At 68.7% G+C, this 15,024-nt stretch carries 15 protein-coding genes; 9 read left to right on the forward strand and 6 right to left on the reverse strand.

From position 1 onward, the window contains the following. Window positions 1-29: 29 nt before the first annotated feature. Both V0Z78_RS06155 and V0Z78_RS06160 read right to left on the reverse strand, forming a co-directional pair. Window positions 30-905, reverse strand: a complete 876-nt coding sequence (locus V0Z78_RS06155; RefSeq protein WP_336343749.1) for a homoserine kinase — start codon at window positions 903-905, stop codon at window positions 30-32. Window positions 906-976: 71 nt separating this feature from the next. Beyond that, a complete protein-coding gene (locus tag V0Z78_RS06160) occupies window positions 977-1,576 on the reverse strand; it encodes a DUF6149 family protein (RefSeq protein ID WP_336343750.1) in 600 nt (199 codons plus the stop codon). An 89-nt stretch (window positions 1,577-1,665) separates the two neighbouring features. On the opposite strand from V0Z78_RS06160, the gene V0Z78_RS06165 reads away from it, so the two are divergent. Continuing rightward, complete coding sequence (locus V0Z78_RS06165) at window positions 1,666-2,907, forward strand: NAD(P)/FAD-dependent oxidoreductase (RefSeq protein WP_336343751.1); 1,242 nt, start codon at window positions 1,666-1,668, stop codon at window positions 2,905-2,907. 31 nt (window positions 2,908-2,938) lie between these two features. On the opposite strand, the gene V0Z78_RS06170 is transcribed toward V0Z78_RS06165, so the two are convergent. Beyond that, complete coding sequence (locus tag V0Z78_RS06170) at window positions 2,939-3,358, reverse strand: universal stress protein (protein ID WP_336343752.1); 420 nt, start codon at window positions 3,356-3,358, stop codon at window positions 2,939-2,941. Window positions 3,359-3,489: 131 nt separating this feature from the next. Here V0Z78_RS06170 and V0Z78_RS06175 point away from each other — a divergent pair, with 131 nt between their 5' ends. The 6 genes from V0Z78_RS06175 (at window position 3,490) to carB (ending at window position 10,797) form a co-directional block, all read left to right on the forward strand. Next, entirely contained in the window at window positions 3,490-4,338 is an 849-nt protein-coding gene (locus tag V0Z78_RS06175; RefSeq protein ID WP_336343753.1) for an aldo/keto reductase, read from the forward strand. A 59-nt stretch (window positions 4,339-4,397) separates the two neighbouring features. Continuing rightward, entirely contained in the window at window positions 4,398-4,808 is a 411-nt protein-coding gene (locus V0Z78_RS06180) for a DUF7124 domain-containing protein (RefSeq protein WP_336343754.1), read from the forward strand. A 39-nt stretch (window positions 4,809-4,847) separates the two neighbouring features. Continuing rightward, entirely contained in the window at window positions 4,848-5,651 is an 804-nt protein-coding gene (locus V0Z78_RS06185) for a hypothetical protein (RefSeq protein WP_336343755.1), read from the forward strand. 84 nt (window positions 5,652-5,735) lie between these two features. Beyond that, window positions 5,736-6,269 (forward strand): DUF5815 family protein, encoded by a 534-nt coding sequence (locus V0Z78_RS06190; RefSeq protein WP_336343756.1) that lies wholly within the window; start codon window positions 5,736-5,738, stop codon window positions 6,267-6,269. Between the two features lie 60 nt (window positions 6,270-6,329). Beyond that, window positions 6,330-7,565 carry a molybdopterin-dependent oxidoreductase gene (locus tag V0Z78_RS06195; protein WP_336343757.1) on the forward strand — a complete coding sequence of 412 codons (1,236 nt, stop codon included), beginning with the start codon at window positions 6,330-6,332 and terminating at the stop codon, window positions 7,563-7,565. 79 nt (window positions 7,566-7,644) lie between these two features. Next, window positions 7,645-10,797, forward strand: coding sequence for a carbamoyl-phosphate synthase large subunit (carB, locus tag V0Z78_RS06200; RefSeq protein WP_336343758.1), 3,153 nt, complete (start codon window positions 7,645-7,647; stop codon window positions 10,795-10,797). Between the two features lie 377 nt (window positions 10,798-11,174). Here the strand turns inward: carB and V0Z78_RS06205 are convergent, their stop codons facing one another. Further along, window positions 11,175-11,528: an amphi-Trp domain-containing protein gene (locus V0Z78_RS06205; RefSeq protein ID WP_336343759.1), complete on the reverse strand. Its 354-nt coding sequence runs from the start codon at window positions 11,526-11,528 to the stop codon at window positions 11,175-11,177. A gap of 359 nt (window positions 11,529-11,887) precedes the next feature. Between V0Z78_RS06205 and V0Z78_RS06210 the strand changes: the two genes are divergently transcribed. Next, window positions 11,888-12,718 (forward strand): glycerophosphodiester phosphodiesterase, encoded by an 831-nt coding sequence (locus V0Z78_RS06210; RefSeq protein ID WP_336343760.1) that lies wholly within the window; start codon window positions 11,888-11,890, stop codon window positions 12,716-12,718. 4 nt (window positions 12,719-12,722) lie between these two features. Here the strand turns inward: V0Z78_RS06210 and carA are convergent, their stop codons facing one another. Beyond that, on the reverse strand, window positions 12,723-13,793 hold the full coding sequence (gene carA / locus V0Z78_RS06215; protein WP_336343761.1) for a glutamine-hydrolyzing carbamoyl-phosphate synthase small subunit: 1,071 nt from the start codon (window positions 13,791-13,793) through the stop codon (window positions 12,723-12,725). 100 nt (window positions 13,794-13,893) lie between these two features. Between carA and V0Z78_RS06220 the strand changes: the two genes are divergently transcribed. Beyond that, window positions 13,894-14,304, forward strand: coding sequence for an Lrp/AsnC family transcriptional regulator (locus V0Z78_RS06220; protein ID WP_336343762.1), 411 nt, complete (start codon window positions 13,894-13,896; stop codon window positions 14,302-14,304). Between the two features lie 17 nt (window positions 14,305-14,321). Here the strand turns inward: V0Z78_RS06220 and V0Z78_RS06225 are convergent, their stop codons facing one another. Then, window positions 14,322-15,023: a CehA/McbA family metallohydrolase gene (locus V0Z78_RS06225; protein WP_336343763.1), complete on the reverse strand. Its 702-nt coding sequence runs from the start codon at window positions 15,021-15,023 to the stop codon at window positions 14,322-14,324. Window position 15,024 lies beyond the last annotated feature (1 nt).

Below are 15,024 nucleotides of genomic sequence, written 5' to 3' on the forward strand. Positions count from 1 at the left end.
CGGCCGTGTGGAGTCGTACTACCGACCCTTCACAGGAGCTCCGCGCCGCGGCCGACCCGCGTCTGGTAGGCGCGAGCCTCGACGTCGTGTTCCGCGAAGGCGTCGAGCATCGCGCTGGCGATCGAGCGCCGACCGGCGTTCCGGCAGGCCGCGATCACGGCCGGCCCGGCACCGCTGACGGTGACGCCGGTCGCGCCCGCGGCCAGCGCGTACTCGTGGACGGTGTCGTAGCCGTCGATCAGCGCCGCGCGTGCCGGCGTGACGATCTCGTCGGCCATCCCGCGCCCGACCAGCGCCGGATCGTCGCGACACATCCCCGCGGTGAGCGTCGCCGCCCGGCCGACGCAGTCGACGACCTCGCTCACCTCCGCCGAGTCCGGAACGACCCGCCGGGCGTCGCGCGTCGAGACCACGAGCTCGGGTAGACAGACCACCAGCGGGATCGAGGCGTCGATCTGCGTGACGCCGCCGTCGGTGGCGATGGTGAACCCGCCCATCAGCGCGGGGGCGACGTTGTCGGCGTGGGCCTCGCCGGAGACCAGCGCCTCGCCCTCGGCGGCGTAGGCCACGAGCGCCTCGCGGCCGTGATCGAGGTCGTAGAGCGCGTCGAGCGCGAGCGCGACCGCCGCGGAACTCGCCGCGGAGGAGCCGAGCCCCGAGGAGGGTCGCACGCCCTTGTCGATCCGGATGCGGGCGGATACGTCGAGCGCGTCGGCGACCGCGCCGGCGACGTTCTTCTCGGGGTCCTCGGGGATGTACTGGCTGCCCGCGCCGCTCATCTCGATCGACGTCTCGTCGGCGCGTTCGACCCGGACGATGTCGGCGGGCCGCGAGAGCGCCGCGCCGAACACGTCAAAGCCGCTCCCGAGGTTCGCGCTCGTCGCGGGCGCTCGCACGGTTATCATGCCCCTCGCTACCGGGAGGTCGGGCAAAAAGGTAGCGGAGACGCGTCTACTGCGTCTCTACGTCTCCGCGCCTACGCGTCGGCTTCGTCGTCCTCGCTGCCCACGCCCGGCGCGCTCGAGACGTCGATCTCCTCGGGTCTCTCGCCGCCGCCGACCCGGAGGTTGCCCTCCTCGTCCTCGACGTAGACGTCGTCGGCGAACCCGCCCTCCGCGTGGGGGTGCTCGGGCGCATCGAGGCGTTCGGGCGTCGAGGGTGCCTCGGGAATCCCGCCGGCGGGCCGAAAGCTTCCGAGCGGGTCGTCGATGGTGATCCCGTAGCGCTCGAAGAACTCCTCGTAGCGCTCGTAGTGGTCCTCGAGCTCGTCCGCGGGGATCTCCATCATCTCGGTCCAGCCGTGGTTGTAGAAGTCGAAGTTGGCCTGGACGTGGGTGATCTCGCGGGCGCCGGCCTCGTCGTAGCCGGACTGGAGGGCGGCGAGATAGGTGTCCATCGTCGCGTCGAAGAAGGCGTCGAGGTGCTCGCGGCGCTCCTCGCGGTGCTCGGCGTCGGCCTTCCCGAGGAAGATCCTCGTATGGAGCTTCACCAGCCCGTAGTTCGCGACCGACCGGATTCCGGGGGTCGAGAGCGCCTGCATCGCGGCCCAGTGGCGCGGGTTCTGTCGGATCTTCATGAGTTTCGGTAGGGTCGGGGGACTAATCAACGTCCCGCCGACTTCAGGAATAGCAACCGACTTTAACCCTCGAATCGAACCTCCCGGGCATGAGCCAGTCGTACGTGATCATCGGTGACGGGATCTCGGGGAGTTCCGCCGCCGAGACCCTCCGTGAGAAGGACCCCGACGCGGACATCACCATCGTATCGGACGAGGGTGAACCCCTCTACAACCGGATCCTGATCAAGGAGTTCGCGAAGGGGAAGCTGCCCGAGGCTCCCATCTCCATTCACGACGAGGACTGGTACGCGGACCGCGACATCCAGCTCAGACTCAACACGCACGTCCTCCGGATCGACCCCGACGACCACGTCGTCCGCACTCACGAGGGCGACGACATCCCCTACGACAAGCTGCTGGTCGCCACCGGCGGCACGCCCACCCAGCTCCCCGTCCCCAACTCCGACGCCGAGGGGATCCACCACTTCTGGACGTTCCAGGACGCCCGCAAGATCCGCGAACACGCGGAGGAGGCCGACACCGGCGTCGTCGTCGGCGCAGGCCTGCTCGGGATCGACCTCGCGGCGATCTCGGGCGCCCAGGACGTCGACGCTCACTACCTGATGCGGGGCAACCGCTGGTGGCGCTACGCCCTCTCGCTCGACGGCGCGGAGATCATCCACGAGGGACTGCGCGAGAAGGGCGTTACCCCCGTCTTCAACAGCGGCGTCGATCACTTCGAGGTCGACGACGAGGGCCACGTGACGGGCGCGGTCGATCCCAACGGCGAGCACTACGACGCGGACTTCGTCGGCATCGCCATCGGGCTTGACTTCAACACCGAGTACCTGCGTGGGGCCGGCCTCGAACAGGACGAGGGGATCGTCGTCGACGAGTACATGCAGACGAACGTCGACGACATCTACGCCTCCGGCGACCTCACGCGCTTTTACGACACCATCCTCGGAGAGTACGCCCAGAACGGCTCGTGGGGCTCGGCGAAGGAACAGGGCAAGGTCGCCGGGACCAACATGGCCGCCGACGCCGAGAGCGAGGCGTTCCGCTGGGTCTCCTCCTACTCGATCACGCACTTCGACTTCCCCTTCCTCTCCTTCGGCCATCCCACGATCGGCGACGAGTACGTCGAGCGCAAGTACAGCGACACCGAGTGGCGCCGGATCGCGCTCAAGGACGGCAAGGTGATCGGCGGCGTGCTGATCGGCGATCTGGCCCCCCAGACTCGACTGAAGAAGCTGATGCGCGAGGAGACGAGCGTCGAGGGACAGACCGACGTCCTGCTTGAGGAGGAGATCGACCTCGACGATCTGGCGGTCTCCCAGGAGCAGTAGACGGCCGGGCGTCCCTCGGATCACCGACTCCTCACCGAACGACCGTCACCGGCACGGGCGACCGTCGGACGACCCGTTCCGCGACGTTCCCGATCAGTACTCGCGACGTCCGCTTGCGTCCGTGGCTTCCCATCACGACCAGATCCGCGTCCGCGGCGTGTTCGACGATCACCCGCGAGGGCTGGCCCACCCCGACGACGGTGTCGATCTCCGTTCCGTGCGCGGCGGCCAGTTCGCGAGCGCGTTCGAAGACCCCCTCGGCGCGTTCCTCGACCGCCCGTGGGAAGTCCTCCTCTAAGGCGAGTCGAACCGCCTCACCCATGAACGGCGTCGGGGCGCCCACGACGTGTAGTACGGTGACCTCGGCGTCGGGGTACGTCTCGAGCGCGAACTCGAGGGCGTGTTCGGCCATCTCGGAGCCGCCCATCGGGACGAGGATTCGGGAGATCATCGGAGTGAATACGGCGCGAGCGTGCATAAAGGCCGATCGGTCGGGCACGCCCATCGTCCTCGTCGATACCGGGTAACGGAAGCGCCCGCCGTAAGGCAAGGGTCAAAGGACGTTGGCGGCGTCTCGCGGGTATGGTCGAGAACCGAAGCGACACCTTCGATATCGGCGGCGAACTGACGGTCCACCGGCTCGGGTTCGGCGCGATGCGGCTCACCGGCGACGACATCATCGGCCCGCCCGAGGACGAGGGCGAGGCCCGCAAGGTGCTCGAGCGCGCCCGCGAGATCGGCGTCGACTTCGTCGACACGGCCGACTCCTACGGCCCCTGCGTGAGCGAGCGCCTGATCGGCGAGACCTACGGCCCCGACTACGAGGACGTCGTCGTCGCCACCAAGGGCGGGCTCTGGCGCACGCTCGACGGCAGTTGGCCGCCGTGTGGCGATCCGCAGTACCTCCAGGACGCGCTGATGGGGAGCCTGGACCGACTCGGGGTGGACTCGATCGACCTCTACCAGTTCCACCGGCCCGATCCCGACACGCCGTTCGAGGAGTCGATCCAGCAGATGGCCGAGTTCAAGGACGAGGGCTACGTCGACCACGTCGGCGTGAGCAACGTCTCGGTCGAGCAGTTGGACACCGCACGCGACGTCGTCGAGATCGCGACCGTCCAGAACGAGTTCAACGTCGGCGACCGATCCGACGCGGACGTCCTCGAGGCCTGTGAGGACGCCGGCATCGGCTTCATCCCGTGGTCGCCGATCGGCTCGGGAGAGGACGACCTCGGCGAGAAGGCCGACGCGGTCTCGGAGATCGCCGAGGAGCACGACGCGAGCGATTCCCAGATCGCGCTCGCGTGGCTGCTCCAGCGCTCGCCGGTGATCCTCCCCATTCCGGGCACCTCGAGCGTCGACCATCTCGAGGAGAACGTCGCCGCCTCGGAGATCGAGCTCTCGGACGACGAGATGGAGCGACTCGAGTAAGTACGAACGAGCAGCGGCGGATCCGAAGCGGTTTTCGGCCGGGCCGGCCCACTGAGAGCATGAACGGCAGCGGCGACATGACCCTCGCGTTCGACCTGGCGGCGCTCCAGGCGCTCGCCGAGCCCGATCAGGTGTTCACCGACGCGCGCCAGTGGACCGAGTACGTGGGCGTCGTCAGCGAGAAGCCCACCTACGTCGTGACGAACTTCACGCGAAAACACCGGATCCGACAGGACTTCTTCTCCGGCCCGCGCGGGCGCGAGGAGAGCCTCGAGAGCGTCAAGGACCAGTTCGACACCGACCGGCACGTCTTCGTCGGCACGGGCGAGGAGGACCGAACGCTCGCCGAGTCGGTCGGCTGGGAGTACCTCCCGATCGAGGACGCCGCCGAGGCGGCGGGCTGGACGCTCGCCACGGACGCGGAACCGGCCGCCGAGCCCGCGACCGAGGAGCGCGACGACTGGCCGTGATCGGGTGCGTTTATTAACGGGTCGTCCCTCGATCCCGCTATGTCCCTGAACGTCTCGCGGGCGATCCGGGCGGCAGCCCATCGGACGGTCTCCCGGAACGGCGCGATCTTCGTGCTCGTCTTCGCGCTGCTCGGCACCCTCTCGACGGTCGTCACCGACAGTCTCCTCCTGTTCGTCGACTCGTTCGCCGGCGAGGTCGAGGGTGCACAGCCCGTCGACGTTCCGACTCCGCTCGGGCTCCCGCTGTCGGGATCGGTGATCGTCCTCCTGGGGCTGGCCTGGCTGCTCGCGAACGCCGCCGCGAGCGTCGTCGCCATGCGCGTACTCGTGAGCGAGCACGTCGATACGATCCCCGACGAGATGCTCTCACGGCGGCTCACGGGCGCGACGGTCAACGACGTGGCCGCCGAGGTCGTCGCCGCCGTGTTGATCGGAATCGGGCTGCTCCTCCTGGTCGTCCCCGGACTGTTCCTCGCGATCTGCTTCTACTTCAGCCGGCCGTTGATCGCCGTCGAGGACCGGAGCTTCGTCGACGCGCTGGCCGAGAGCTGGCGGCTCACGCGGGGCCATCGCCTCCGCGTGTTCGCGTTGCTCGTGATCGTCGCGCTCGTGGGGCTCGCGGTCTCGATCCCGGCGACGCTCGTCTCCGGGCTGTTCGCCGCCGCGCCCGCGGTCGGCGCGGTGATCGGGATCGTCCTCAGGGCGGTCACAACTGTCTTCGGACTCGCGGTCGTCGCGCGGGCGTTCGTCCAGCTTCACGAGGTCGGGGACGAACCCGCGGCGGACGAGGGTCGGCCGGACGAGGCCGACGAGTGGAACGACCCCGCGGGCGTCGAGTGGTGACCGATCCCGATCGGATCGGGGTGAACGCTCCACGCTCGAGTCGAGGGCGCGGAGTTTAACCGCTCGAACCCGCTATCGACGGTGATGGCAACACCGCGGGTTCCCGGCGAGCGCGACGACGACATCACGCTCCCCTGTGGCGAGTCGGTCTCGCTCGGGGAGCTCGACATGGGCATGCGCGAGTACGCCTGTTCGTGCGGCGAACGCCACGCCGTCGTGATGGACGTCCACCCGCCCGGTCGGTTCGTCCCCGAGGAGATCGTCGCCGTCCTCCGGGAGACCGTCGAGACCGACGACGATCACGGGGAGTTCGGCACGACCCATCTCATGGGCATCGTGCTGGAGGAGTTCCCCGACCAGGTCGTCGCGGAGGACGTCTCCGAGAACGGCCAGGTGGGCTACTCGCTGGTCTGGCTGACCGACTTCGATTCTCGAAGACTTCACGGGATCGTCGTCGAGCTGATCGTCGAGCTGATGGAGCACGCGATCAGCCACGCGGAGGACGACGACGCGGCCTCGTCGTTCGAGGAGCAGATGCTCGAGTTCGACGTCGACGCGTTCGTTGAGGCCTACCGCGTCGAGCGCGACTTCGAGGACGAGTACGACCGGCCGGCCTGATCGCTCGAGGACGACCCGCCGCCGGGAAAACGGTTTGTACGCGAACGATGAGGTAGGTACATGAGCACCGAGGACCGGTCACGCCAGCGCCACGAGGAGATCGAGGCGATCCTCGAGCGAAAGCCCGGCGTTCGGGAGGTCCGCGACGAGGCCGATCGCTACACGGTCGTCGGGGCGGCGAGCCGCGGCACGTACGCGAACTGGTTGACGCCGATCGAGGAACACTTCGTCTGTCACCGCAACGCGATCCCCGAGATCGATGACGACTCGTGGACGGTGACGTTCTCGGGCGGTCTCGCCGGCGAGGCCTCGGTGGCCGGCCTCGTCGAACGGTTCCCGACGGTCGCGGTCGCCCACACGATGGAGTGTGCGGGCAACGGTCGCGGCCAACACGACCCCGAGACGGCGAGCGTCCAGTGGGGATGGGAGGCCGCCGCCACCGCCGTCTGGACGGGCGTCCCGCTGAGTTCGGTGCTGCGGGCGTACGCCGATGACGTCCCCGAGGACGGCTGGCTGACCGCCATCGGCGGCGATCCCGACGAGGAGGGTGTCTTCGCCCGCTCGATCCCCGTCGAGAAGGCGACCGACGACTGCATCCTCGCCGTCGGCGTCAACGGCCGGCCGATCCCCGCCGAGCACGGCTATCCCGTACGTTTGCTCGTTCCGGGTTGGTACGGCGTCAACAGCGTGAAGTGGCTCGACGAACTGCGCCTCGCCGACTCGATGGTCACCGAGGGGTCGCTCGATCGTCCCGGTTCCCACGCGAGGTGGCAACAGGACGACTACCGAATCCATCCCGCGGGCGAGACGCCCGAACAGCGGGAGACGATCGGAACGTTCGACACGTGGGACCAACTCGAGTCGGAGGAGATCGACCACCCCTACACGTTCGACCAGAACGTCATGTCGCTGATCGGCGCACCCGACGGCGAGGAGCCGATCCGCGCCGGAGAAGTCGACGTCTGCGGCGTCGCGTGGGCGGGCGACGACGCCGTCGAACGGGTCGAGGTCTCGACTGACGGCGGCGAGACCTGGAGGGATGCGGAACGCTTCGGGCCCGACTACTCGGGCGCCTGGCGGCTCTTTCGGACCTCGTGGGACGCGACGCCGGGGACCCATACGCTCGTCTCGCGGGCGACCGACGAGCGCGGCCGGACCCAGCCGACGACGATCGGCTCGCCCGAGGAGGGGTTCGGCGCCCTCGATTCCGATCGGTACCCCTGGAACGAGGGCGGCTACGCGGCGAACGCCTCCCTTCCGAACGCGCTCACCGTCGAGGTCGAACCGTCCGAGTAGGCTTCGAATCTCGAAACCCCTCTTCGCTTTTCGCATCATATCGTACCCCTTATTACGATGTGCGAACTGGTTCGGGGTGATGACCGACGAGGACACGGTCGGCGAACCGTCGACCGCCGACGAGGAGAGAACGATCCTGTTGATCGGTAGCGGCCCCATCCAGATCGGCCAGGCCGCGGAGTTCGACTACTCCGGCGCGCAGGCCTGCCGAGCGCTCCAGGAGGAGGGGGCTCGAGTCGTCCTCGTCAACTCCAATCCGGCGACGATCATGACCGACCCGGAGATGGCCGACGAGGTCTACATCGAGCCGATCACGACCGAGGCGATCGCCGAGATCATTCGCAAGGAGAACCCCGACGGCGTGATCGCGGGCCTCGGCGGCCAGACCGGACTGAACGTCACCGCCGAGCTCGCCGAGGAGGGCGTCCTCTCGGAGTACGACGTCGAGATCATGGGGACGCCGCTCGACACCATCTACGCAACCGAGGACCGCGAGCAGTTCCGCCACCGGATGGAGGAGCTCGGCCAGCCCATCGCCCGGTCCCGTACCGTCGAGTCGATGGGCGAGGTCGAGGGAGCGGTCGAGGCCGTCGGCGGCCTGCCGGTGATCATGCGGACGACCTACACGCTCGGGGGCAGCGGCTCGGGCGTCGTCGACGACATGGACGAACTGAAGGACGCGGTCCGCAAGGGGCTCCGCCTCTCGCGCAACAACGAGGTGCTGATCACCGAGTCGATCGCCGGCTGGGTCGAACTCGAGTACGAGGTGATGCGCGACGCCGACGACTCGTGTATCATCATCTGCAACATGGAGAACATCGACCCGATGGGCATCCACACGGGGGAGTCGACCGTCGTCACCCCCTCTCAGGTGATCCCCGACGACGGCCACCAGGAGATGCGTACCGCAGCGCTGGACGTCATTCGCGACCTGGGCATCCAGGGCGGCTGTAACATCCAGTTCGCCTGGCGCGACGACGGCACTCCCGGCGGCGAATACAGAGTGGTGGAGGTCAACCCCCGGGTGTCGCGCTCCTCGGCGCTGGCCTCGAAGGCGACCGGCTACCCGATCGCGCGCGTCACCGCGAAGGTCGCGCTCGGCAAACGGCTCCACGAGATCGAGAACGAGATCACCGGCGAGACCACGGCGGCGTTCGAGCCCGCGATCGACTACGTGGTGACCAAAGTGCCCCGCTGGCCCAAGGACAAGTTCGCCGAGGTCGACTTCGACCTCGGGACGGCGATGAAGTCGACGGGCGAGGCGATGGCGATCGGCCGGACGTTCGAGGAGTCGCTGCTGAAAGCGCTCAGATCCAGCGAGTACGAGCCCGACGTCGACTGGGACGCGTTGAGCGACGACGAACTCGAGGCCGACTACCTCGAGACGCCGACGCCCGACCGGCCGTACGCGATGTTCGAGGCGTTCGAACGCGACTACTCGGTCGAGGAGGTCTGCGAGCTGACCGGCATCTACGAGTGGTACGTCGAGCGGTATCGCAACGTCGCCGAGGCCGCGACCGCCGCGCGGGACGGCGAGTTCGAGCGCGCCACGGAGGTCGGCTTCACGAACGCGCAGGCCGCCGCGGGGATCAGTTCGAGTGAGGCCTCGACGATCCCGCGAGCCGACGGCGGGGCCGTGAGCGAGGTCGAGGCCAGCGTGCCGGAACGCGACTTCAAGCAGGTCGACACCTGTGCCGGCGAGTTCGCCGCCTCGACGCCGTACTACTACTCCGCACGCGCCCGTGGCGACCGGCTGGGCCGCGACGAGGTGCAGGTGGACCGCGACGTCGAGAGCGCCGTGATCGTCGGCGGTGGTCCCATCAGGATCGGCCAGGGCGTCGAGTTCGACTACTGTACCGTCCACGCGGTACGCGCGCTTCGGGAAGCCGGCATCGAGACCCACGTCGTGAACAACAACCCCGAGACGGTCTCGACGGACTACGACACCTCGGACGGGCTGTTCTTCGAACCCATCACGGCCGAGGAGGTCGCTGACGTGATCGAGGAGACCGGCGCCGACGGCGTCATGATCCAGTTCGGCGGCCAGACCTCCGTCGACATCGGCGAACCTCTAGAGCGCGAGATCGAACGCCGCGGGCTCGACTGCGAGATCCTCGGCACGAGCGTCGACGCGATGGACCTCGCGGAGGACCGCGACCGCTTCAACGGCCTGATGGACGACCTGGGTATCGCCCAGCCCGAGGGCGGCACCGCGACCAGCGAGAGCGAGGCGCTCGAGCTGGCCCACGACATCGGCTATCCCGTGTTAGTGCGGCCCTCCTACGTCCTCGGGGGCCGGGCGATGGAGGTCGTCCACTCCGACGAGGAGCTCAAGGAGTACATCGAGGAGGCCGTCCGGGTCGCACCTGATAAGCCGATCCTCGTCGACGAGTTCCTCGAGGGCGCCGTCGAACTCGACGTCGACGCCGTTTCCGACGGCGAACGCGTGCTGATCGGCGGCGTGATGGAGCACGTCGAGACCGCCGGCGTCCACTCGGGTGACTCCGCGTGCATGATCCCCCCGCGGTGGCTCGAGGAGGACGCGATCGGGCGCATTCGGGAGGTCACGGAGGACATCGCCCGCGCGCTCGAGACCGTCGGCCTGCTCAACGTCCAGCTCGCGGTCTACGAGGGCGACGTCTACGTACTGGAGGCGAACCCCCGCTCCTCCCGGACGGTGCCGTTCGTCTCGAAGGCCACCGGCGTTCCGATCGCGAAGATCGCCGCCCAGGTGATGGCCGGTGCGAGCCTCGACGAACTCGACGTCCAGGAGGGGATTCCCGAGCAGACCAGCGTCAAGGAGGTCGTCCTGCCGTTCGACCGCCTGCCCGGATCGGACCCCCGCCTGGGCCCCGAGATGAAGTCGACGGGCGAGGTGATGGGCACCGCCGACACGTTCGGCAAGGCCTACTGGAAGGCCCAGCAGGCCGCCGGCGCCGTCCTCCCCGAGAGCGGCACGGCCGTGATCGACCTCGACGTCGAGGGCTTCGAGGAGTTCTACGACGTCCGGGAGTTCGAGGACGTCCCCGAGGCGATCCGCGAGGGGAAGGTCGATCTGGTGATCACGCGCGACCGCGAGTCGCTCCAGACGGCGGTCGAGGAGGACGTCACCTACTACTCGACGGCTCCGAGCGTCCAGGCCGCCCTCGAGGCGCTCCGCGCTCGCGAGGAGCCGCTCGACGTACAACCGATCGACGGTCGCCCCATCCGGCAGGCCCAGTGGGGCCGCTGACGGGGCGCAGGGCACTCGCCGGTCCGGCACTCCGATAGCCGATCCGGGTTCGGTTTGACTCGGGTTTTCCGACCAGCACTCGACTGCAGAACGGCAGTACTCGTTCGAACGACCGCCCTTCACACGGAAGCGCTACCGGCGTCCCGATCGCGAAGGTCGCCGCCCAGGCCCGAGCAGACCAGCGTCACGGAGGTCGTCCTGCCGTTCGATCGCCTGACGGGAAGCGACCCCTGGTTTGGCCCCGAGATATGGGTAGCCGACACGTTCGGCAAGGTCATCGGAAGGCCCTGTGGGGCCGCCGACCGGTCGGATCGACCGGAGTGCGTCACGTCCCGTCGTTCGATCGCCGCGAGTCGTGAGCCTCCGGCCTCACGTAGCTACCGGACGTCGAGTTCGTCGTCCTCCTCGACGTGGTCCTCGTTCCAGCGGAGGCTGAACGTCGCGCTGCGTTCCGTGCCTCCACCCTCGAGCAGCGACGAGTCGGTCGCGACCTCGACGTCGAACGTGAGCGTCTCGGGCGGGTTGATCGTCGCGCTCTCGTTCCCGGCGACGATCGTCACCTTCCCGCCGTCGTCGGTGCGCTCCGCCGGCGCCGAGTCGCCGGACCGCCCGGGCTCGTCGATCCCCTTCGAGGAGCGCGCGTCGCCCGAGTCGAGTTCGTCCGCGAACTCCCGGAGGTACTCTGCGATCTCGGCGCGCGTCCGTTCCTGGGACGAACTGACGTCTCCCATGGCTACGTTCGTCCGCATTCCCGCATAAAACGTCCGGCCGCTGGATCGGACTCGTCGACCCGCCGGATCGCGGCGGTCCCCCCACCGGAGCGGTCGTCGTCGGCGAGGGCGGCGACTCGTCCTGGGACGCGTCCCGAGGGCGGACGTCGCCGGACCGATGACCGCGGCTCCCCTCACCCGGGAGGCCGAGAACCGCACACGCGAGGTCGTGAGTCGCGAGGGACTGCGGGGTCCCCCGGGGAACGTCGTCTCGCTCACCTGGACGGAGCCGACGGCACTACGGAGTGATATATAGAGTACCGACCGATCTATAGCGATATTAGCAAGGCTCATGCTGTAGCAAATGACAGCGTTCGGTAATGGGTTCGAGTCGAGACGTGGGCGGGACCCCGAGGACGGCCGATACCGGGACGCGCGCCGCCACGACGATCGGCGTCGGGGCCTCCGCCGCCAACGTCGACGTACCGTCGCTGATCGCCCACCGCGGTTTCGCGGGCGAGAACCCCGAAAACACCGTTTCGACGCTACGCACGGCCGCGACCGTCGCCGACTGGATCGAGATCGACTGCCGGCCGACCGCCGACGACGTCTGTGTGGTCTTTCACGACCCCGTGTTGGATCGCTGCACCGACCTCTCGGGAGCCGTCGCCGAGACGCCCGTCGCGACCGTCCTCTCCGCCGAGGTCGACGGCGGCGGGTCGATCCCCGCCTTCGAGGAGGTGCTCGACGCCGTCCCGTCGAACACGGGGCTCGTACTCGACCTGAAGGGACGCCACGCCGAGGACCCGGACGACGAGTGCTGGGAGTGGCTCGCGGACCCACTCGCGGCCGCCGCCGGGGCGGCGAACCCGGTTCTCGTCTCGACGTTCTCCGAGGACGCGCTCGAGGCCGTCGAGGAACACGCGCCCGCCCTCCCGACCGCCTACCTCTGTAAGAGGGATATCGACCGCGCGCTGGACGTCGCTCGGCGACGCGGCTGTGCGGCGATCCACCCGTCGACGGGGCTGCTTTTCGGCGGGTCGGACGGCGACCCCGAACGGAATCCCCTCGCTCGCGCTCACGAGGCGGGACTCGCGGTCCACGCCTGGACGGTGAGCGACACGAAGGAGGCCGCGGCGCTCGCGGCGCTCGGCGTCGACGGCCTCATCGCCGACTACGCGGACGTGCTGGATTCGGTAGAACGCCGCTGATTCGTTAGTCGGCGGTCGCGGCGGGCTTTTTCGCCATCTCGAGGACGCGATCGAAGAAGTCGAGCGAGTCGTGCGGGCCGGGGTTCGCCTCGGGGTGGTACTGGCGGGTGAGCACCTTCAGCTCCTCGCTGTCGAGCCCCTCGGGGGTGTCGTCGTTGACGTTCACCTGCGTGACCTCGAGCTCCCCGGGATCGGCGACGGTGTAGCCGTGGTTCTGGGTGGTCATCACGACCCGATCGGTGCGCAGGTCGAGAACCGGCTGGTTCACCCCACGGTGGCCGAACGCCATCTTTTCGGTCTCGCCGCCTAGCGACCGGGCGACGACCTGCTGGCCGAGACAGATGCCCGCGATCGGGGTCTCGCCGACGAACCGATCGACCAGCTCACCCGCGGCGGTGAAGTTCGCGGGGTCGCCGGGGCCGTTCGAGACGAACAGCACGTCCGGCGAGAGCGCCTCGACGTCCTCGGCTGTCGCGTCGTAGGGCAGCACGTGGACGGTCGCGCCGCGATCGGTCAGCGAGGAGACGATCGATCCCTTTGCGCCGCAGTCGATCAGCGCGACGTCCACCTCGACGTCGTCGGCGGCGGCGGGCTCGACCGTGTACGGTTCGTCGACGCTCACCTGTTCGCCGATGTCGGTATGCTCGCTCATCCCCTTGCAGGCGTCGAGCTCCGCGAGCGCCGCCTCGGGGGTGGCGTCGGGACCGGCGGCGATGCCGCACTTCATCGCACCCTCATCGCGGATCTCGGTGACCAGATCGCGCGTGTCGAGCCCCTCGACGGCCGGCACGCCCTCGCTCTCGAGCCACTCGGCCACGTCGTCGGTAAACTCCAGGGCGATCGCGGCCCGGGGGTGAACGCGGTCGGACTCGAATCGCTCGTCTCGGACACCGTAGTTGCCGATCAGCGGGTACGAGAAGGTCAACACCTGTTCCTCGTATGAGGGATCGGTGAGGCTCTCCTCGTAGCCCGTGTAGGCGGTCGTGAACACTAGCTCTCCCCGGGCGGTGCCCGGCGAACGGGTACGCGCACTCAGCACGCGTCCGCCCTCCAGCGCGACGTAGGCGTCCGACATTACGAGATCCGTACGTCCAGACCGTCTATAAACCTTGCTTTCGAAGCCAGATTTCGAATTTCGTAATCGTGAAGTCCCGTCTCGTACAACGTCGATCCCGATGGACGAGCTGGACCGGTCGATTCTCGACGTGCTTCGACGCGACGCGAGGACGCCGTACACGGAGATCGCCGAACGCGTTGGGACGAGCGAGGGCACGGTCCGCAACCGCGTCGAGCGCATGAACGAGGACGGCGTCATCGAGCGCTTCACCGTCGCCACCCGCACCGGCAACATCAAGGCGATGATCGAGGTCGGCGTCGACGTCGCCGTCGACACCACCGAGGTCGCGGACCGGATGGCCGAGTGGGACGAGGTCGACTTCGTCTGGCAGGTGAGCGGCGAGGAGGACATCGTCCTGGTGGTCGACGCCGCGGACACGCGCGGCGTGAACGCCCTCATCACCCAGGCCCGGGAGATGGACGAGATCGTGAGCACGACGACCCGGCTGATCCTCGACGAACGCCGCTAGCCCGTGCCGTCCTCGCGTCAGTCCTCGCCCGGCGACTCGCCGACGCCGGGCGTCGGGTCGGTCAGGTGGCCCTTGTACTTGTGGATCCGTCGATACCCTCCCTGGACGAGCCGGGCGAACGGGCCGTCCGCGAGCGCCGGCTCGACCCGTCCCTCGCGGATCGCCTCGGCGATCGCCCTGGGGTTCGGCTCGGCGTCGATCCGCGTGTAGGCGCGCCCGACCTCGATCGGATAGTGGGCGTCGCTGCCGCCGACGAGCGGGAGGTCGCGCGCTTCGGCGATCTCACGGACCAGCGGCCACGTCCGGGGGTGTTTGCCGTTGAGCTCGATCGCGTCGAACTCGACGTCGGTCTCGCGGATGGTGCTGTTGCGAAACGGGTGGGCGATGATCGCGACGCAGCCCCGGTCGTGTGCGAGGTCGACTGCCTCCTGAGGGGTGAGCGTGTCGGGTGCGGTGCGCGTCGGCGGGTCGGGTCCCAGCACGACGACGTGGCCCTGCGTCGTCGAGATCTCGATTCCCGGCATCGAGAGCACGCCCCCCTCCCCCGTGGGATCGCCGAGCGGCCGGTAGTAGTCGTGGTTCGTCAGGGCGACGCCGTCGAGGCCGCGTCGACGGGCGGCCCCGACCAGTAGCCGGTGGCCGACGGGGTCGAACGCGCGTGCAGCCCGATCGCGGCCGTGGAAGAACCGCGTGTGAGCGTGGAGATCGAGTTCGATCACG

The sequence above is a fragment of the Halalkalicoccus sp. CG83 genome (assembly GCF_037081715.1).
GTDB lineage: Archaea > Halobacteriota > Halobacteria > Halobacteriales > Halalkalicoccaceae > Halalkalicoccus > Halalkalicoccus ordinarius.